The sequence below is a fragment of the Actinophytocola sp. NPDC049390 genome (assembly GCF_044466355.1).
Classification (GTDB): Bacteria; Actinomycetota; Actinomycetes; order Mycobacteriales; family Pseudonocardiaceae; genus Actinophytocola.
On sequence record NZ_JBITMQ010000013.1, the window covers coordinates 291,000 to 308,800 of the forward strand.

General features: G+C 68.7%; 23 protein-coding genes. All 23 read left to right on the top strand.

The features are described 5' to 3' along the window. The first annotated feature begins 9 nt into the window (after positions 1 to 9). The 23 genes from ACIBVP_RS32985 (at position 10) to ACIBVP_RS33095 (ending at position 17,798) form a co-directional block, all read left to right on the top strand. Complete coding sequence (locus tag ACIBVP_RS32985) at positions 10 to 150, top strand: hypothetical protein (RefSeq protein WP_396110323.1); 141 nt, start codon at positions 10 to 12, stop codon at positions 148 to 150. Next, positions 147 to 884 carry a hypothetical protein gene (locus ACIBVP_RS32990; RefSeq protein WP_396110324.1) on the top strand — a complete coding sequence of 246 codons (738 nt, stop codon included), beginning with the start codon at positions 147 to 149 and terminating at the stop codon, positions 882 to 884. The genes ACIBVP_RS32985 and ACIBVP_RS32990 overlap by 4 nt, the downstream gene beginning before the upstream one ends. A 130-nt stretch (positions 885 to 1,014) precedes the next feature. After that, the gene (locus ACIBVP_RS32995) at positions 1,015 to 1,251 is read left to right on the top strand and encodes a hypothetical protein (protein WP_396110325.1); all 237 of its coding nucleotides are present in this window, start codon (positions 1,015 to 1,017) and stop codon (positions 1,249 to 1,251) included. Then, positions 1,238 to 2,419: a hypothetical protein gene (locus ACIBVP_RS33000; protein WP_396110326.1), complete on the top strand. Its 1,182-nt coding sequence runs from the start codon at positions 1,238 to 1,240 to the stop codon at positions 2,417 to 2,419. Before ACIBVP_RS32995 ends, ACIBVP_RS33000 begins: the two co-directional genes overlap by 14 nt. Further along, positions 2,416 to 2,643 carry a hypothetical protein gene (locus ACIBVP_RS33005; protein ID WP_396110327.1) on the top strand — a complete coding sequence of 76 codons (228 nt, stop codon included), beginning with the start codon at positions 2,416 to 2,418 and terminating at the stop codon, positions 2,641 to 2,643. The genes ACIBVP_RS33000 and ACIBVP_RS33005 overlap by 4 nt, the downstream gene beginning before the upstream one ends. Then, on the top strand, positions 2,643 to 2,879 hold the full coding sequence (locus ACIBVP_RS33010) for a hypothetical protein (RefSeq protein WP_396110328.1): 237 nt from the start codon (positions 2,643 to 2,645) through the stop codon (positions 2,877 to 2,879). Before ACIBVP_RS33005 ends, ACIBVP_RS33010 begins: the two co-directional genes overlap by 1 nt. A 597-nt stretch (positions 2,880 to 3,476) precedes the next feature. Continuing rightward, positions 3,477 to 4,022, top strand: a complete 546-nt coding sequence (locus tag ACIBVP_RS33015; protein WP_396110329.1) for a hypothetical protein — start codon at positions 3,477 to 3,479, stop codon at positions 4,020 to 4,022. Further along, entirely contained in the window at positions 3,991 to 5,514 is a 1,524-nt protein-coding gene (locus ACIBVP_RS33020) for a hypothetical protein (protein ID WP_396110330.1), read from the top strand. The genes ACIBVP_RS33015 and ACIBVP_RS33020 overlap by 32 nt, the downstream gene beginning before the upstream one ends. Beyond that, positions 5,514 to 5,708 (top strand): hypothetical protein, encoded by a 195-nt coding sequence (locus tag ACIBVP_RS33025; protein WP_396110331.1) that lies wholly within the window; start codon positions 5,514 to 5,516, stop codon positions 5,706 to 5,708. The genes ACIBVP_RS33020 and ACIBVP_RS33025 overlap by 1 nt, the downstream gene beginning before the upstream one ends. Continuing rightward, a complete protein-coding gene (locus tag ACIBVP_RS33030; RefSeq protein ID WP_396110332.1) occupies positions 5,705 to 7,030 on the top strand; it encodes a phage portal protein in 1,326 nt (441 codons plus the stop codon). Before ACIBVP_RS33025 ends, ACIBVP_RS33030 begins: the two co-directional genes overlap by 4 nt. Positions 7,031 to 7,035: 5 nt before the next feature. After that, the gene (locus ACIBVP_RS33035) at positions 7,036 to 7,749 is read left to right on the top strand and encodes an HK97 family phage prohead protease (RefSeq protein ID WP_396110333.1); all 714 of its coding nucleotides are present in this window, start codon (positions 7,036 to 7,038) and stop codon (positions 7,747 to 7,749) included. A gap of 32 nt (positions 7,750 to 7,781) precedes the next feature. Beyond that, positions 7,782 to 9,014, top strand: a complete 1,233-nt coding sequence (locus ACIBVP_RS33040; protein WP_396110334.1) for a phage major capsid protein — start codon at positions 7,782 to 7,784, stop codon at positions 9,012 to 9,014. A 66-nt stretch (positions 9,015 to 9,080) separates the two neighbouring features. Then, complete coding sequence (locus tag ACIBVP_RS33045) at positions 9,081 to 9,293, top strand: hypothetical protein (RefSeq protein ID WP_396110335.1); 213 nt, start codon at positions 9,081 to 9,083, stop codon at positions 9,291 to 9,293. Beyond that, positions 9,293 to 9,487, top strand: a complete 195-nt coding sequence (locus tag ACIBVP_RS33050; protein WP_396110336.1) for a hypothetical protein — start codon at positions 9,293 to 9,295, stop codon at positions 9,485 to 9,487. Before ACIBVP_RS33045 ends, ACIBVP_RS33050 begins: the two co-directional genes overlap by 1 nt. Before the next feature lie 2 nt (positions 9,488 to 9,489). Then, positions 9,490 to 10,113, top strand: coding sequence for a hypothetical protein (locus tag ACIBVP_RS33055; protein WP_396110337.1), 624 nt, complete (start codon positions 9,490 to 9,492; stop codon positions 10,111 to 10,113). Beyond that, on the top strand, positions 10,110 to 10,559 hold the full coding sequence (locus tag ACIBVP_RS33060) for a hypothetical protein (RefSeq protein ID WP_396110338.1): 450 nt from the start codon (positions 10,110 to 10,112) through the stop codon (positions 10,557 to 10,559). The genes ACIBVP_RS33055 and ACIBVP_RS33060 overlap by 4 nt, the downstream gene beginning before the upstream one ends. Positions 10,560 to 10,576: 17 nt before the next feature. Further along, positions 10,577 to 10,759: a hypothetical protein gene (locus ACIBVP_RS33065; RefSeq protein WP_396110339.1), complete on the top strand. Its 183-nt coding sequence runs from the start codon at positions 10,577 to 10,579 to the stop codon at positions 10,757 to 10,759. Next, positions 10,759 to 11,730 (top strand): phage tail tube protein, encoded by a 972-nt coding sequence (locus ACIBVP_RS33070; RefSeq protein WP_396110340.1) that lies wholly within the window; start codon positions 10,759 to 10,761, stop codon positions 11,728 to 11,730. Before ACIBVP_RS33065 ends, ACIBVP_RS33070 begins: the two co-directional genes overlap by 1 nt. A 19-nt stretch (positions 11,731 to 11,749) precedes the next feature. Beyond that, positions 11,750 to 12,160 (top strand): HK97 gp10 family phage protein, encoded by a 411-nt coding sequence (locus ACIBVP_RS33075; RefSeq protein ID WP_396110341.1) that lies wholly within the window; start codon positions 11,750 to 11,752, stop codon positions 12,158 to 12,160. Beyond that, a complete protein-coding gene (locus tag ACIBVP_RS33080) occupies positions 12,157 to 12,438 on the top strand; it encodes a hypothetical protein (RefSeq protein WP_396110342.1) in 282 nt (93 codons plus the stop codon). Before ACIBVP_RS33075 ends, ACIBVP_RS33080 begins: the two co-directional genes overlap by 4 nt. 142 nt (positions 12,439 to 12,580) lie before the next feature. Then, positions 12,581 to 15,721, top strand: coding sequence for a transglycosylase SLT domain-containing protein (locus tag ACIBVP_RS33085; protein WP_396110343.1), 3,141 nt, complete (start codon positions 12,581 to 12,583; stop codon positions 15,719 to 15,721). After that, positions 15,718 to 16,590: a phage distal tail protein gene (locus ACIBVP_RS33090; protein WP_396110344.1), complete on the top strand. Its 873-nt coding sequence runs from the start codon at positions 15,718 to 15,720 to the stop codon at positions 16,588 to 16,590. Before ACIBVP_RS33085 ends, ACIBVP_RS33090 begins: the two co-directional genes overlap by 4 nt. Beyond that, on the top strand, positions 16,587 to 17,798 hold the full coding sequence (locus ACIBVP_RS33095; protein ID WP_396110345.1) for a hypothetical protein: 1,212 nt from the start codon (positions 16,587 to 16,589) through the stop codon (positions 17,796 to 17,798). The genes ACIBVP_RS33090 and ACIBVP_RS33095 overlap by 4 nt, the downstream gene beginning before the upstream one ends. Positions 17,799 to 17,801: the final 3 nt, after the last annotated feature.

Below are 17,801 nucleotides of genomic sequence, written 5' to 3' on the forward strand. Positions count from 1 at the left end.
GTGATCGACATGACCGCATGCAACCGGTTCGTCTACTGGTGGGACGGTGAGTACGAGGGTTACTGCGAGCTGCCGGACGGCCACGAGGGCCCGCACTACGACGGGCTGAGCTGGTTCAACGACGACAACGAAGAGGTTGAGGCCGAGTGACCGAGACGCTCTGCGTGATCGACGAGGAGCCCGCCGACGGCGCCCAGCTCTGCCGGGGGTGCCTCGACCAGCTGGCCGCGCGCCTGCGGGAGGTGCCGGGCCTGGTCGACGAGCTGGAGGTGACCATCACCCGGCAGGACAAGGTGGGCGTGCGCGGTGGCGGGGGCAGCAAGCCGGTCGACCCGCCGCTGCCGTTCAACCTGAGCGCCTCGGACGCCCGGACCGACCTCCGGGACAAGCTGCTGTCTTGGGCCGGTGACGTCGCCGAGCGGTCGGGAGCACGCCTGTGGCCGGTCTACAGCCGAGGCACCGCCGCCACCGCCTCTGTCTGGCTGCTGACTCACCTCCGGGCCGTAGCCCACCACCCTGCCGCCGGCGACCTCTACGAGGAGATCACCGAGGCGGTCTGGCGCGCGGTCAAGGCCGTGGACCAGAAGCCCGGCAAGGTGTTCGCCGGGTGGTGCTGTGCGGCCCTGTACGCCCCGCCTGGCCGCTCGACGGCGGTCTGCCGGGAGTGCGGCACCGAGCACGACGTGCAGGCCACCCGGGACGAGATGCGGGCCGCGCTGGAGGAGCACCGAGCTACCGCCGCCGACGCCGCCCGGATGCTCGAGGCCCTCGGGGTGTCAGTGACCCCGGCACGCATTCGGAAGTGGGCGCACCGCGGGAAGGTGGTCGCCGACGGCCGCGGCACCTACCGGCTCGGCGACCTCGTACAGGCCGCCGCGGCGTAATCAGCGCGTCGTCTGAACGCAGTCTTGACACAGACTGCACTGGAACGCTACATTAATCATGTTGGAGACATGTCCCCCGGGGTAAGACCGCGACAGGCGCCCGGGGGACATCTCCATGTCTGGAGGACCCATGGCGCTCTCGGAGCGACTGTCCGCCCCGCCTGCAGGCCCTCAGCGGCCGTGCGGTGTGCGGCGCATCCTCACCCGGCTGACCGACGCCGATCGGGCCGCCTTCGTGGCCGCCCTCGACGACGACCGCTGGACTACGACGGCCCTCCTTGCGGAGCTGCAGGCCGAGGGGCACGAGGTGTCCCACACGACCGTGCTCCGGCACAGGAAGGGGCTGTGCTCCTGTGGGCCTCGCTGACCGCCTGACCACTCCGGCCGCCGCCCCCGTCCACCGGGCCCGGGTCCAGCACCCGAAGGGCTTCGAGCCGGGCGTGCGGTACGCAGGCGGCCAGCCGGTCGAGGTGACGGCCCAGCTGTCGGAGATCCCCGAGACAGAGACCGCCTGGCGCGAACAGATCCAGCGTGTCACAGGGCACGCCCTGCCGGACGACCGCAAGGTCGAGCTGACGCAGGTGCGGTACTGGGGAGACCCCGCTAAGCCGTACGTCTACTGCAGGTTCACGATCTCCGACCGCGGGGGCGCCGGGGATCGGCTGGACCTGGAGGACATCCTCACCGCCACCAAGGCGTTCCGGCAGAGCTGCCCCCCGGCTTCGAACACCGGACGCGCCTTGGTGGTGGCCTGGGCTGACCTACAGGTCGGCAAGGTGGGGTCGCGCGGGGGTACCGAGGAGCTCGTGGCCCGGGTCATTGACCGGCTCGACTCCTTGGAGGCCCTCGCTGCGCGGTCGGGCTGCGACTCGGCCTACCTGGTCGACGTGGGCGACTGTGTGGAGTCCTTCGAGAACGTGCCCTCCCAGGCGTTCACCAACGACCTGAGCTTCCCGGAGCAACTCCGCGTGGCCAGGAGGCTCTACACCGAGGCCGCCCTGCGCTTGGCCCGGATCTTCCCGAAGGTCACCTGCGTGGGCGTGCCGTCCAACCACGGTGCGTGGCGGCGCGGCAAGGACGCCCTCGGCAGGCCTGGCGACGACTTCGGTCTCGAGATGCTGACCGCGGTCGCGGACGCCTTCGCCCTGAACGACTCGCTGTCCCACGTGGACTTCGTGGTGCCGGACGTCTGGCAGGAGGTCGTGGCGCTCGACGTCCACGGAACCATCCTCGCCGTGGCGCACGGCCACCAGGTCAACCGCCCAGACCAGCTGCCCCTCTGGTGGGCGAAGCAGGTGCACGGCGGGCAGGCTGCGGCCGACGCGGACATCCTGCTAACCGGCCACTTCCACCACCTGCGAGTGCAGCCCTCGGGCCGCTCGGTCCACACCGGACGGGCCAAGTGGTGGATTCAGGCACCGACCATGGACAACGGCAGCGACTGGTACCGCCTGAAGGCGGGCGACGACACCGACCCCGCGCTGCTGACCTTCGTGGTCGACGGCAACGGCTGGTCGAGCTTGGAGCTGCTTTGATCATCGAAGTCACGCTCGACGGCCGGGGTCAGGTCCGCATCGAGACCGAATACGCCGGGTCGCCCAAGCAGATCAAGGGCCTGGTGGACCACGCCGCACGGACCATCACGCGGGTGGAGGCCAAGCCGCAGGGCTACGGCTTCGGCGCTGGCGGCTCGACCCACCTCGGTCACGGTGAAGGCAGCGAGGCAGACCCCACTGAGTTCGGATGGGTGGTGCGGTGATGGGCATCTTCAGCAGGACTGGCACCGTGCCGCTGTCCACGCCTGCGGTGCAGGCCCGTGTGGTCATGAATCGCCGCGAGCAGCAGCGTGCCCGGGATCTCGGCGCCGACGCTCGCGAGCTGTACTTCGAGGAGCAGATGAACGTCTGGCTCGACGTGCTGTGCGAGCGGCTCGGGCTGTCGGGGGCTGTGGCCTACCAGCCGGGCGGGTTCGTTCCGGGGCCGGGCACTTCGTAGCGGGGCGGGGTTCGATGGGGGAGACCTACCGAACCTGCCCCACCTGCCGCACCCGGTTCGAGGTCAACCACCCACAGCAGCGCTTCTGCTCCAAGCCGTGCCGGCGACGCAAGGCAGGCAGCCCGCCGCCGACCGAGGCTGAGCGCACCAGGCTGAGGGCGAAGGCCCGGGCACGCGGTGCCCACCACTCCTCCACCTGGTACCGCAAGGTCAGGCCGAAGGTCCTCGACCGCGACGGCTGGACGTGCCGGATGCCGGTGTGCCGGATGCCCACCCGGGCCATACCCCGTACCCCACCCCGCCCCCGGCATCCCCTGTCCGGCAGCGTGGACCTGGTCATCCCCAAGTCACTTGGTGGAAAAGAATTCGATCTTAACAACCTTCGTGCCGCGCACTACGGCTGCAACGCTTCGCGCGGTAACCGCAGGTCAGAGCCCGCTCGATCCTCCACATCGGACGCGAACAGTCGCGAGTGGTAGGTAGGGGAGCAGGCCGGGGGAGGGGGGCCGGGGGTCCTCGAGGCCAGTTGATCAAGGCCAAGACGACTCCGGCCCCTTCCCTTTTTCCCCCCGCAAACTGGATCACTGGAGCGTCACGATGGCCGACAGCCCAGCCCTGCGGGCGAAGCGCTCCCGGCGGCACAAGGCCGGTGACCACCGTCTGTGCAGGTCAGAGACCTGTGACGCGGCTGGTACGCCGCAACGTGACGCTGAAACGGATCGTGACGACACGCGTGACGTTCCCGTCACGGAGCCCGGTACCCGCGGCGCGCGGCTGTGGCGGCAGATGAACGAGGGCGCCGGGCTGGCCCCGCCTCAGGTCGTGCTGCTCGAAGAGGCGTGCCGCATGGCGGACCGTCTCGACCAGCTCGACGCAATGCTCGCCGACCCACGTAAGTCCTGGCTACGGCTGGACTTGAACGACGGCGGTGAGATTTCCGTGATCGTCGACAAGCTGCTGTCCGAGACGCGCATGCAGGAGACCGCGCTGAAGGGCATCGTCGCCGAGCTGCGCCAGGCCGCCGAGGTTGAGGGCGCGGGAGCCCCGTCGAACCCGACACCGAGCACCACCAGCGGGGGAGGCGGCAACGTTGTCGGCATCCGTTCCCGCATTGCTGAGAAGCGAGCGCAAACCGCGGGTTGAGGTCCGTCCGGCTGGGATCGTCGGGTCGTTCGGCCCTGAGGCGCTGGAGCTTGGTCTCCGCGCGGGGATCGCCGCCGACGACTGGCAGGCCGACGCGCTCAACCTGCTGCTGTCGTTCCGCTCGGACGGGATGTGGGCCTGCCGCGAGTACTGCGAGTGGGTCGCCCGCCAGAACGGCAAGGGCGTCATCCTCGAGCTGCGGGTGCTGGCCGGGCTGTTCCTGCTCGGTGAGAAGACCATCCTGTGGAGCGCGCACGAGGTCAAGACCGCGAAGAAGGCCGCCCGGCGCATGCGCGCGCACTTCGGCCGGCTCGGCACGCGGTTCGAGCGGCGCGGCTCCGAGCACTACGCGATCGACCTGGACGGCGAGCGCTTCACAGTCAAGGTCGGGCAGACCAACGGCCAGGAGTCCTTCGAGATTCTCGAGACCGGGCAACTGGTGCTGTTCGTGGCGAGGAGCAAGGGCTCCGGCCGCGGCATCGACGCCGTCGACCTGAACATCATCGACGAGACGTTCGCGTACACGTTTGAGCAGCAGGACGCGATCGGCCCGACGCAGCGCGCCGCGCTGAACCCGCAGACCATCTACACCTCGTCGCCGCCGCTCGACGGTGTGTCGGGCGAGGTCATGCACCGCCTGCGCAAGCGGGCCGAGTCCGCTGACCCGGGTCGGCTAGGCTACCGCGACTTCGGCGCGGCCGGGCGGCTCGAGGACCTCCGCGAGCTGTCGCCCGCCGAGCTGGCCGCGTTCCTGTCGGACGTCGAGCGGTGGGCCAACACGAACCCCGCGCTGGGCACGGACCGACTCACGCTCGAGGACGTCGAGAACGACCTGGCGTCCATGTCCGAGATGGGCTTCGCCCGCGAGATCCTCGGCATCTGGCCCCGGCCGGTTGAGTCCGCGGGCGGCACGATCGACGCCGGGCAGTGGGCCGACCTCGAGGACACCGAGTCCAAGCTGGTCGGTCGCGTCCGGTTCGCGCTCGACACGTCGCCGGACCGCAGCCACAGCACGGTCGCGGTCGCAGGCCGCCGCGCGGACGGGCGCTTCCACGTCGAGGTGATCGACGCCAAGCCGGGTACGGGCTGGGTGGTCGCGAGGACCGCCGAGCTGTACCGGCGCTGGGACTGTGGCCCGGTGGTCATCGATCCGCGCAGCGCCGCGGGCGCGTTCATTCAGCCGCTGATCGAGGCAGGCGTCGAGGTCGAGCTGATCACGACGGCCGAGCTGGGCCAGGCCACGGGCGAGTTCATCGACGCGCTCACCAACGACCAGCTGCGGCACATCGGCCAGCAGAGCCTGACGACGGCCGCCCTGGGTGGACAGCTCCGCCCGGTGGGCGATGCCTACGCCTGGGCCCGCAAGGACATCTCCGTGGACATCACGCCGCTGGTCGCCGCGACCCTCGCCCTGCACGGCACTGCCGCCGCCCCCGAACCCGAGGACGTCGAGCCCTGGGTCATGACCGAGGACGACTGGGAGGACGACTGATGCGCGCCAAGCTCCCGAAGCTGTCGCCCGCCGCCGCCCGCGAGCTGGCGCTCGCACTGTTCCTGGTGCTAGCCGCCGTGTTCCTGACGGTTGGCACTGCCGCCATCTACCCGCCCGCGGGCTGGCTCGTCGCCGGGGTGTGCACCGCCGTGCTGGCCGTGCTGTTCCTGTTCGGGGATGAGGAGTCGCCGTGAGGCTGTCGCGCCGTTTGGTGACTGGCCGCAAGGCTTTGCTTCGCCCGCCCGGTTGGGATCTCACTGCGTCGCGTTCTGCGTTCGGGCTGCTGCCGTGGGATTCCCGGGAGCAGGCGGAGCCCGAGTTCGCCGGGATGATCCAGGCTGCTTACAAGAAGAACGGCATCATCTTCGCGCTGAACCTCACGCGCATGCTGATCTTCAGTGAGGCTCGATTCCAGTACCGCCAGATCCGCAAGGGTCGGCCGGGGGACCTCTTTGGAGGCCCAGCGCTGGCAAAGCTCGAGCGCCCCTGGCGCGGTGGCACGACGGGTGACCTGCTGGCCCGGATGATCCAGAAGGCCGACCTGAGCGGCACCGCGTTCTGCGTTGACCGTCCGCACGGCCTGGCTCTCCCCAACTCCCAGTACATGACGATCGTCCTGGGGTCGCACGGCGAGCCGGTCGAGAGCGGCGACGACCTCGACGCCGAGGTACTTGCCTACGTCTACGACCCGCGACCGGGAGTGGCCGAGCCCGAGATCCTGATGCCGGACGAGGTCGCGTGCTTCGCGCCGATCCCCGACCCTGACTTCCGGTTCCGTGGCATGAGCTGGGTCACGCCGGTCATGGACGAGCTGGAGTCCGACCAGGCCGCCACCAAGCACAAGTGGAAGTACTTCTCGCAGGGCGCCACCGGGCGCATGGTCGTCACGGTCGACAAGGACATGACGCCGGAGCGGTTCGAGAAGTACAAGCACGACATCGACAAGCGCACCAAGGGCGCCAGCAACGCCTACAAGACCCTGTACCTGGGCGGCGGTGCGGACGCGAAGGTCGTCGGGGCTGACCTGAAGAACCTTGACTTCCGCGCGGTGCAAGGCGCCGGGGAGACCCGGGTCGCCGCCGCGGCCGGAGTGCCGCCAGTCATCGCTGGATTCTCCGAGGGCCTGCAGGCCGCCACGTACAGCAACTACGGCCAGGCGCGCAGGCGATTCGCCGACGGCACGCTGCGCCCGCTGTGGCGGAACGTGGCCGGGTCGCTTGCGTCCATCGTGGACGTCCCTGCTGACGCCGAACTCTGGTACGACGATCGAGACATCGCGTTCCTCCGTGAGGACAAGAAGGACTCCGCGGAGATCCAGTCCACCGAGGCACAGACGATTCGCAACCTTCTGGACGCTGGGTACACGCCCGAGTCCGTGACTGCTGCCGTACAAGCCGGCGACTGGTCCCTTCTCACGCACACCGGCCTGTTCAGCGTTCAGCTGCAGAAGCCGGGTGAAACCGCCAACACGGGCACCTCGGCAGGGGGCCCCAACCCCGCCCCGCCGGAGGAGTAGCCACTGTGGACACGAAGAGTCTGCGCGTCGAGCTGAAGGACGCCGACGAGGACAAGGGCGAGGTGACCGCGGTCTTCTCGACCCTCGACGTCGAGGACAAGCACGGCGACGTCACGCTGAAGGGCGCGTTCGAGGACGGCGCCGAGGTGCTGATCTCGGCGTACCAGCATGAGAGCTGGATGGGTTCGCTGCCAGTCGGCAAGGGTGTCATCCGGGAGACCAAGACCGAGGCCGTGTTCAACGGCAAGTTCTGGCTGGACACCCAGACGGGTGCTGACCACTTCCGCGCCGTCAAGCACGCGGGTGACCTCATGGAGTGGAGCTACGGCTACGACGTCGTGAAGGCGTCCTTCGGGGAGCATGAGGACCGGTCGGTCCGTTTCCTCGAGAAGCTGAAGGTCCACGAGGTGTCCCCGGTGCTCATCGGTGCCGGAGTCAACACACGCACGCTGGCGACCAAGAGCGCCGGCATGAAGTTCACCGATGAGGGCCTGGCGGTCGTGGCCGCCGTGGAGTCCTACATCGATCGCGCCGCGGACGTCATGGCGAAGCGGCAGGAGAAGGGCAAGGCCCTGGGTGCGGAGAGCACCGAGGTGACCGAGCGCGTGCACGCCGCCCTGAAGCGGCTGGCCGAACTGCTCGACGCCGAGCCCACCCCCGAGAACGAGGCCGACATCGCGCGGGAGATCGCGCGACTCGCGGCCTTCGAACTCGGCTGACCACTTCCAATACGCCTGTCCAAGGAGGACACGTGGCATTCAAGAAGCTGGACGACGTCCAGTCCGCGATCACGGAGAAGTCGAAGACGCTGCACGCGGTGTTCGACGAGGCCGGCCCGGAGATGGACCTCGACAAGGTCAAGACGCTGTCGGGTGACTCCCGCGCCAAGGCCGCCGAGATCCGCAAGATGAACGACGAGCTGACGGACCTCGGCAAGCAGCGCGACGACCTGCTCGCCGTGCAGAAGGCCGCCGACGCCGCCCGCGAGCAGAAGGGCCAGGATGGCCCGGGCGAGCGCGAGGACCGCCGCCCCGACCGTGACCGCGAGTACAAGTCGTTCGGTCAGCGGTTCATCGAGTCCGCACAGTACAAGGCGTGGACCCCCAACTCGGGCGAGCTGAAGACCACGCACATCGACGTCGAGCTGAAGACGCTGTTCCAGCGCACCGACGGTTGGTCCCCCGAGGTCCTCCGGTCGGGCCGGGTGGTGCCGATCGCGACCACGCCGATCGACGTGCTGGACCTGTTCCCGGTCGTGACGACCAGTCAGTCCGCGAACAAGTACATGCAGGAGACCGTCTACACCAACAACGCGGCCGAGCTCGCCGAGGCGGGACTCTACCCCGAGTCCGCGTTCAAGGTCGTCGAGGTCACTGACCCGATCCAGAAGATCGGTAACTCCCTGCCGATCACGGACGAGCAGCTCGAGGACGAGAGCCAGGCGAAGTCCTACGTCGAGGGCCGTCTGCTCTTCGGTCTGCGCCAGCGGCTGAACACGCAGGTCCTCGTCGGCAACGGCACCTCGCCGAACCTGCGCGGTCTGCTCAACGTCGTGGGCATCCAGACCCAGGCCAAGGGTACCGACCCGGTGCCGGACGCCGTGTACAAGGCGATGGTCAAGGTGATGACCGGGACCGGCCAGGCCGTGCCCAACGCGTACGTGACCAACCCGCTGGACTGGCAGGAAGTCCGACTGCTGCGCACCGCCGACGGCATCTACATCTGGGGCTCGCCCTCGGAGGCCGGGCCGGACCGCATCTGGGGCCTGCAGGTCGCGCTCGCGCAGGGCCTGACCGAGAACACCGGTGTGGTCGGCGACTTCGCCAACTTCGCCGAGCTGGTGGCCCGTCGCGGCGTCGAGCTGAAGACGACCGACTCGCACGCCGACGACTTCCTCAACGGCAAGCAGCGCATCCGCGCCGACGTGCGCGTGGGCGTCACCTTCTACCGCCCGACCGCGTTCGCGACGGTCACCGGCATCTGATCCTCCGGCCCCGGGCTGTCTCCTGCCGACGGTCCGGGGCCGGACCCCAGTCCCGAAAGGACACTCATGGCTGTCATCGAGCCCGGCAAGGTTATCCCGGGCGCCGGTCTGGACGCGCCGCTGCGCAACGCGGGCGCCCCGACCGTCAACGTGACGTTCCTCGGGGTGGCGGTGGTCGGCTCGCTGTTGATCGACACGACCAACGGCAAGCTCTACATCTGCACCGCGACGAACGGGACGTCCACCATCACCTGGACCGTCGTGGGGACGCAGGTCTGATGCCGGACGGAAAGCGCCTGTGGCGCACCGCTGACGGCGGCCTGGTCGAGGACGGGCACCCCGCCGCGGTCTCGCTGGCGTATGGCGCGGACGACGCGCTGTCCCCCGAGGACGCCGCCGCGCTCGCCGAGCAGAAGGCCGCGAAGCCCGCCGCCAACAAGGCCCGCCGACCCGCCGAGAACAAGGGACGCTGAGCATGGCCACCCTCGACGTGCTGACCCTGGCCGAAGGCAAGGCCGCCGTGAAGCAGACCGCCACCACCGCCAGCGATGACGAGATCAAGCGGTGGATCACCGCCGTGTCGCTGCGGCTGGATGAGCTGGTCGGCCCGGTGGTACGCCGCGCGGTCACGGACGAACTCGACGGGGGTGACTGCTCCGTCTTCCTCACCAAGTACCCAGTCGCCTCGATCACCTCGGTCAAGGAGTACGACCGGGACGGTACGGAGACGGTGCTCACCGCGGAGACCAACCCGGTCAAGCCCGCCGACGGCTACCGGACCCGGAAGTACTCCGGCGACCCGACCCTGCTCGGCAACGAGCTGCTGCGCCGGGACACCGGCTACGCCGCCGAGTTCGCCGCGGGCGAGGGCAACGTCGTGGTCGAGTACACCGCCGGTCGGTTCGCCACCACGGCCGACGTCGACGAGCGGTTCAAGGCCGCCGCCAAGCTGATGATGAAGAACGTCTGGCGGTCGGAGATGACCGCGACACAGAACGTCGACGAGTACGACGTGCCGCAGTCCAACTTCCCGACCTACGTGATCAGCAAGGCCGTGAAGGACCTGTTCCCGGGCGAGCTGCAGGGGCACTACCTGTGAGCGGCGCGGGAACGAGTCTGATCGCGTTCAAGACCGCGCTGGTCGACCGGCTCGGCGAGCGCCCCGGACTCGCGGGTGTCGCCGTGTTGTATGCGCGGTCCGATGTGGATTCTCTGCCTGACGAGGCCATCTGGCTGGAGAAGGCCGAGACCGAGTCGCTGGAGTTCCCCGCGTTCCGGCCGACCAAGATGGAGCTGCAGGAGGTCTACGACCTCGACGTCACGGTCCAGGTCCGGCTGACGCAGGGCCAGACCCAGCGGCAGGCCGACGCCCGCGCGCTCGAGCTTCTCGCCGAGCTGCAGCAGCAGCTGGCCGAGGCTCCGCAGCTCTGCGACGACATCCAGTGGGCGAAGCCCGAGAGCTGGAAGTACCACGGCGGCCAGCTCGACTCGGGCCACGGCTGCCGCTTCGACATCGTCGTCCGCGTCCACGCGCGGATGGAATGACCCAAGGAGATACCAACATGCGCGTGGTCTACGTAGGACCGCACGACGCCGTCGAGGTGCCCGAGCTGGGCCTCGTCGTGCGCCGGGGCGAGCCGGTCGAGGTGCTCGACGGCGACGCCGAACAGCTGCTGAAGCAGGACGTCTGGGACGCCGCTCCCGCCGCGAAGGCTCCGGCCGCCAAGAAGGGGAGTGACGCCTGATGGCTGTCAGCGACAAGGCGCAGCTGGGCGCCAAGACCGAGACGACCTACGGCACCAGCGCCGCGCCGGTCGACAAGTTCTTCGACTTCGTGTCGGAGTCCGCCGCGTTCGAGCAGACCCGAATCGAGTCATCCAGCCTCCGAGCACAGTCCCGCGTGATCACCACGGACAACTGGGCGCTGGGCAGCCAGTCCGTGTCGGGTGACTTCGACATGGAGCTGCGGCCGAAGGGGCAGGCGTTCTGGCTGGCGCACGCAATCGGAACCGCGGTCACCTCGCAGCCCGACGCCGCCGGCAACCCGACGGTGTACCTGCACACGATCACCCCAGCCGCGCTCCCGCAATCGTTCACACTGCAGATCGCGAAGCCGGACATCGCCGACACGGCGCACCCGTTCACGTACACGGGCTGCCGGGTCAGCGACTGGGAGCTGACCTGCGAGGTCGACTCGTTCGCGCACCTGAAGCTGTCCTTCCTCGGACAGGCCGAGTCCACGGCGACCGCGCTGGCTGTCGCGTCCTACCCGACGGGCAACAAGCCGTACACGTTCGTGCAGGGCACGATCACGGTGGCGGGGTCGGCCGCGAAGGTGAAGTCGTTGTCGCTGCAGGGGGCCAACAACCTCACTGACGACCGGGTCTTCCTCGGCTCGACGCTCCGGGACCGCCCGGAGGAGAACGCGCTGCGGGAGTACACCGGGTCGCTGGAGGCCGAGTTCAACGGGCTCACCCAGTACAACCGGTTCGTCCAGGGTACCGAGGCCGAGGTCGTGCTGCTGTTCGAGGGCGCGACGATCTCCTCGACGTACAAGTACCAGTGCAAGATCACGATGAACGTGCGGTTCGACGGGGAGACCCCGAAGGTCGGCGGCCCGGAGATCGTGCAGGCACCGATGCCGTACAAGGTCATCAACAACGGGACGACCTCGATCAAGGTCGAGTACCAGACCACGGACACCACCGCGGCCTGACGCGTCGAGGGGGGCCCGCATGATCGATGTGTCGAAGACGTCCATCGACGACATGCGGGCCCTCCTCCGCGAGATCAAGAAGCTGGCCCCGGAGACCCGGAAGAAGCTGCAACGCAAGCTCCGCGCGTCCGTGAACAAGACCGCCGCGAAGATCCGCACCAAGCAGCCCAAGCAGTCTGGGTTGCTGCGGCGCCGGACCCGCGCGGGCGCACGGGCTGGCCGGGCCGAGATCCGCGCGCGGGCACCGTACTCGCGCATCGTCGAGCGCGGCGGCAAGCACCCCGTGTTCGGCGAGAAGGACAAGGCGAAGTGGGTCTACCAGGAGCCGCAGCCCGCCATCTTCCCGACGGTGGTCGAGGACCAGCCCACCTACTTCAACGACGCCAACCGGGCCCTTGCTGAGGCCCTGAGGGAGATCAAATTCCAATGACCCCGCGCAAGGCAGGCGCGGCCGACAAGGGCCGTGTGACCGTGGACATGAACGACCTCACATGCTCGGAGATCGAGCAGGTTGAGGACCTCATCGACGCGTCGATCGTGTCCGTGATGGACCCGAACGGTAGGCAGGGCAAGGCGATGCGCGCGCTTGGCTTCGTCGTCGCAAAGCGCACCAACCCGGAGCTGACCTACGAGCAGGCCGGTGACCTGCGGGTTTTTTTCAAGATGCCGAGCCCGGCCAGCGAGAAGGACAGCGCGACCGGCTCCTGACCAGCGTCACCCTCACCCGCCACTTCGGACTGTCCCTTTCGGACGTTCGTAGCTTGCGGCAGTGGGAGGTCCAGGCACTGCTTGACCTGCGCGACAAAGAACTCACCGCCGCGGCGCGGGCACAGCAGCAGAGGAGGTAGCGGTGGCTAGCTCCCAGCGCGACGTGGTGGTCCGGTTCCTCGCGAACACGCAGCAGCTGGACAAGGGCGGCAAGGCCGCCGAGGGTCGGCTGCAGGGGATCGCCACCAGCCTGCAGGGAATCGCCGCGCTCGGCGCCGTCGTCGCCGGTGTGAACTTCTTCAAGACCGCGATCGACGAGGCACGCGACGCCGAGCGCACCGGCCGCAAGACCGAGGCCGTGCTGCGGTCGACGGGGCAGCAGGCGCACGTCACCGCGGACCAGGTCGGCGAGCTGGCGGAGTCGCTGTCCAATAAGGCCGGTGTCGACGACGAGGTCATCCAGCAGGGCGAGAACGTCCTGCTCACCTTCACCAAGATCCGCAACGAGGTCGGCGAAGGTAACAACATCTTCGACCAGACGACCGCCGTCTCGCTGGACATGGCCGCCGCGCTGGACCGGACCGGCGACGCCGGAGCCTCGCTGCAGGAAAACATCATCCGCGTCGGCAAGGCGCTCAACGACCCGATCAGGGGGCTCACCGCCCTGACCAAGGTCGGCGTCAGCTTCACCGAGCAGCAGCGCGCACAGGTCACCGCGCTGGTCGAGTCGGGCGACATCCTCGGCGCGCAGAAGATCATCCTTCGCGAGCTGCAGACCGAGTTCGGCGGGATGGCCGAGGCGTCCGCGGACTCGACCGACAAGGCGATCGTCAGCTGGGGCAACCTCGCCGAGTCCGTCGGCATGAAGGTCATGCCCGCCGTGAACGCGGTGTCTGACTGGGCGCTGCGCACTGGCGTTCCCGCGCTGGGCAGTGTGGCCGACACGGTCGGGGACGTCGTGATCCCCGCGTTCGGCGGCCTGGTGTCGGTGGTCAAGGACGTCATCGAGCTGTGGCAGGACCTGCCGTCACCGGTGCAGAACGCCGCAATCGCCATGGGCCTGTGGGCCGTGGCGGGCGGCCGGGTGCAGAGCATGCTCGCCCCGCTCCGTTCCGGAACGCGCGGCTTCGGCGACGACGTTCGCACGGCGATGGGCGCGTTCGACGTGAACCGGGTGACCGGCACGTTCATGGCGCTGGAGGAGCGCCTGCCGGTCGTCGGCCGGATGGGCGAGTCGTTCCGTCGGGCGCGCGGCGACGTGTCCACCTTCGGCTCGACCATGAAGGGCGTCGGCGCCGCCGGGTTCACCGGCATGCGCGCGGCGGCCGGCGGGTTGATGGGCATCCTCGGCGGGCCGTTCGGGCTCGCGCTGGCTGGCGTCACCGCGGCTGTGTCGCTGTTCACGAGCAGCAACGCCGAGGCGGAGGCGCAGCAGCAAGCGTTCGCGGACGCCTCCAAGGATGTGGCCAAGGTTCTCCAGGAGGAGAACAACGCGCTCAACGAGAAGACCCGCACAGCGGGCGCCGCGGCGCTGGAGGAGAAGCGGCTCCTTGAGACGGCTGAGCAGCACGGCATCAACACGGCCTTGCTTACCGACGCGTACCTCGGCAACAACGAGGCGCGCAAGCAGGTCAACGAGTCCATCCGTGGGCAGATCCAGGCGCTGAACGATCTTCAAGATGCCGCGCTGGACCCCGATAGCGAGACGTTCGACCCGAACCGGGCTGCCGGATACCAGCGTGAGATCGAGGCCCTGCAGCGGCTGCAGACGGAGATCGACGGCGCGGTGGGCACGCGGGAGAAGTCGTCGGCCGCGATCGACCGCGAGGCTCGGGCCGCCAGAGAGGCCACCGCCGCGCAGTACGGCGTCGCCGGTGCGCAGTCCGCCGCGAGCCAGTCCACCAACCACATGAAGGTGGCGACGGAGGAACTCGGCGGCGAGTACGACGACACGAAGACCGCGCTAGAGAACCTCACCGAGGCCCTGCGTGCGTACAACGGCGAGGCCATCAACGCGATGGAGGCTGAGGAGCGCTGGTTCGCCACCGAGGATCAGCTCACCGAGTCGATCAAGCGTAACGGCACCACGCTTGACATCAACACCGAGAAGGGCCGCGAGAACCGGGACAACCTGCAGTCTCGCGCCCAGGCCGCGAAGGACATGTTCATCGCCGACCTCAACAACGGGGTGGCGATCGACAAGGCCACGGCCAAGTACCACAAGAACATCGGTCAGCTCAAGGCGTCCGCGGGTCAGATGGGCCTGAACGAGAAGGCCGCCAACGAGATCATCGACACGTACGGCGCCATCCCGAAGGATGTGTCCACAAAGTTCACGCTCAAGGGTGTGTCCGATGTGGACGCCAAGCTTAACCGGTACTCGGCGTCGCAGTACCTGCTGTCGCACGGTACGCCGATCACCCCGGCCAACCTGCGCGCCGTGCAGAAGGACCTGAAGATGGGGTCCTACGCGACGGGCGGCGAGGTCACCGGGCCGGGCTCGGCTACGTCGGACGACATCCTCGCGTGGTTGTCGAACGGCGAGTTCGTCCAGCGTGCCGCCGCGGTGCAGTACTACGGCCCGGGATTCATGGCCGCGCTGAACGACAAGCAGATCCCGCGCGAGGCGCTGCCGGGCTACGCCAAGGGCGGCGCGGTGACGTGGCCGTTCGGCATCGACATCTCGAAGACCAAGATCCCGGACCCGATCCAGGCCGCAATCGCTGCGGCCGGAAGCGTCGGCGGCGGTAGCGGGGTGCAGCGCTGGGCCCCGCTGGTGCTGCAGGTGCTGCGCATGCTCGGCCAGTCGTCCGGGCTGCTGCCGAACGTGCTGCGCCGGATGAACCAGGAGAGCGGCGGCAACCCGCGGGCCATCAACCTGTGGGACAGCAACGCCCGCAAGGGCACGCCGTCGATCGGTCTCATGCAGACGATCGGCCCGACCTTCGCCGCGTACGCCGGACCGTTCCGGTCGCGAGGGATCTACGACCCGCTGGCCAACATCTACGCGGGCCTGAACTACGCGATCAACCGGTACGGCTCGCTCAAGTACGCGATGGACAAGCCGGGCGGGTACCGCAACGGCGGTTGGTTGATGCCGGGCCAGCTGGCCTACAACGAGACCCGCAAGCCCGAGGCCGTCTTCAACGAGCGGCAGCTCAAGGCGATGGAGCAAGGCGGGCAGACGGTCGAGAAGCACTACCACCTGACCACGATCACGCAGGCCCACCAGATCGACGTGCCGACGCAGTTCGCGCGCATGGAAGCCATGGAGGTTCTGTGAGCGAGGTTGTGTCGTGGGTCGACGCGGATGGTGAGGTCACAACCCTGCCCGTCGAGTGGCGTGCGCGCGGCCGGTTCATGCCGAAGGTCATCATCCAGTCGGACAAGGTGCCGGGCCAGGCGGGGTCACGTCCTCGTCAGGTCCGGCACGACGACCACGAGTTCCTGCTGCCGTTGTTCTGGCAGGCTGCTTCGGACGTCGCGCTGCGCACCGACCTCCGGGACCTCATCCGCAAGATGAACCCGGCCAACGACGACGGCACGCCGCGGTACGGCAAGGTGCGTGTGGTCAGCCCGGTCGGCGACGTCCGGGAGATCACCTGCCTGTACACGGCAGGGCTTGAGCTGGACGAGACCGTCGACGACGCGTCAGGCCTGACCTGGCAGCGCGCGGCGGTTTCGTTCCTGGCGCACGACCCGTACTGGTACGACGCGTCGCCGGTGTCGTCGCCGGTGTGGACGATTACCGACACCCCGAACTTCTTCCCCATCCTGCCTATCAGCCTGACCGCGTCCGAGCTGGTCGTCGCCGAGACGATCACGAACGCGGGCGACGTACAGGCGTGGCCGGTGTGGACGATTACCGGGCCGGGCTCGCTGGTGAAGCTGAGCAACCTGAGCACGGGGCAAACGCTGTACTTCCCGTCGCTGTCGCTGGGCATCGGCCAGTTCCTGACGATCGACACCCGGCCGGGCGTGAAGTCCGTGTTGCTGAACGACGGCACGAACGCGTACTCACTGCTGGAACCAACATCCGCGCTGTGGCCGCTGCGTAGCGGGGCCAACCAAGTGCGGCTGGAGATGTCAGGTGTGGACGCGACGGACTCCTCGCTGCAGGTGACCTACTACCAGAGGTTCCTTTCGCCATGACGGCTCCCCCGTGGAAGGTCGAGGTGCGCACCCAAGATCTTCAGCGGGTGGGCGAGCTCGACGACTATCAGTCCCTGGACCTGACGTTGCGGTTCAACGACGTCAGCACCTGGCAACTCAAGATCGATCGGGAGAACCGGCTCGCTGCCGACCTCTGCCAACCGGGCGCCGGGATCATCGTCAGCCGCAACGGCGTCACGATCCTGTCCGGCGAGTGGGACGAGCAGCAACACCACACCAGCGACGACGACAACTCGTTGACGGTGACCGGGGTGGACGATACCGACTGGTTGCGCCTGCGGCTCGCGCACCCCCAACCGCTATCGACGGCACCGCCGTACTCGACGACCGCCGAGGACGTCCGCACGGGCGGGGCGTCGTCGGTGCTGCGGCAGTACGTCGGTGTGAACATCTCGATCGACGGGGCCACCCCGACGATCGTGCCGCGCCAGTACTCCGGCATGAGCCGGGGTGCTGATCCCGCCTACGGCGCGACGGTCACGGGCCGGGCCCGCTGGCAGGGGCTGCTGACGATGATGCAGGAGCTGGCTACGGCCGGCGCGGTGGACGGGCTGCAGCTCGGGTTCCGCGTGGTCCAGGTCGGGGACGCCTTGCAGTACCAGGGGTACGTGCCGGTCGACCGTACGGCGGACGTCGTGTTCAGCCGCGGCCGCGGCAACCTCAGCGACGTCAGCTACCGACGGACCCGGCCCCGCGCGAACTACTGGTACGTCGGCGGCGACGGCGAGGGCACGGCCCGCACGATCTACGAGTACGGCGACGCCGCGAGTATCGCGCAGTGGCGCCGGCGTGAGGGCGAGTTCGTCGACGCCCAGTCCGCGGCCACCGCCGCCGAGTTGCAGCAGGCCGCGCTGAAGGCCGCCGCCGACCAGGGCGAGACGTCCGCGCTGTCGGTCACCCCGCTGGACCTCGAGGGGCTCCAGTTCGGTGTGCACTACTACCTCGGCGACCGCATCACCGCCGTGCTCGACACGCTCGGTCCGGGCGGCCGGAACATTCCAGGCGACTCGGTATCGGACGTCCTGCGCGAGTGCAAGCTGAGCCTCACCCCGGACGGCTACACCGTCACCCCGGCTGTCGGTTCGCCGGGCACCACCGCCAACGCGGGCGGCAACTTCGTCCCCACACGCATGTTCCGTCGCATCTCACAGCTGGCGTCGCGTGTGATCAACCTCGAAAGGCGGTGAGCC

Bases quoted from the DNA above. Each gene is read 5' to 3' on its own strand.
- ACIBVP_RS33080 (WP_396110342.1), top strand. From the start codon at position 12,157: ATGACCCCGCGCAAGGCAGGCGCGGCCGACAAGGGCCGTGTGACCGTG.
- ACIBVP_RS32995 (WP_396110325.1), top strand. From the start codon at position 1,015: ATGGCGCTCTCGGAGCGACTGTCCGCCCCGCCTGCAGGCCCTCAGCGG.
- ACIBVP_RS33075 (WP_396110341.1), top strand. From the start codon at position 11,750: ATGATCGATGTGTCGAAGACGTCCATCGACGACATGCGGGCCCTCCTC.
- ACIBVP_RS33045 (WP_396110335.1), top strand. From the start codon at position 9,081: ATGGCTGTCATCGAGCCCGGCAAGGTTATCCCGGGCGCCGGTCTGGAC.
- ACIBVP_RS33070 (WP_396110340.1), top strand. From the start codon at position 10,759: ATGGCTGTCAGCGACAAGGCGCAGCTGGGCGCCAAGACCGAGACGACC.
- ACIBVP_RS33010 (WP_396110328.1), top strand. From the start codon at position 2,643: ATGGGCATCTTCAGCAGGACTGGCACCGTGCCGCTGTCCACGCCTGCG.
- ACIBVP_RS33015 (WP_396110329.1), top strand. From the start codon at position 3,477: ATGGCCGACAGCCCAGCCCTGCGGGCGAAGCGCTCCCGGCGGCACAAG.
- ACIBVP_RS33025 (WP_396110331.1), top strand. From the start codon at position 5,514: ATGCGCGCCAAGCTCCCGAAGCTGTCGCCCGCCGCCGCCCGCGAGCTG.
- ACIBVP_RS33065 (WP_396110339.1), top strand. From the start codon at position 10,577: ATGCGCGTGGTCTACGTAGGACCGCACGACGCCGTCGAGGTGCCCGAG.
- ACIBVP_RS33095 (WP_396110345.1), top strand. From the start codon at position 16,587: ATGACGGCTCCCCCGTGGAAGGTCGAGGTGCGCACCCAAGATCTTCAG.
- ACIBVP_RS33055 (WP_396110337.1), top strand. From the start codon at position 9,490: ATGGCCACCCTCGACGTGCTGACCCTGGCCGAAGGCAAGGCCGCCGTG.
- ACIBVP_RS33050 (WP_396110336.1), top strand. From the start codon at position 9,293: ATGCCGGACGGAAAGCGCCTGTGGCGCACCGCTGACGGCGGCCTGGTC.
- ACIBVP_RS32985 (WP_396110323.1), top strand. From the start codon at position 10: ATGACCGCATGCAACCGGTTCGTCTACTGGTGGGACGGTGAGTACGAG.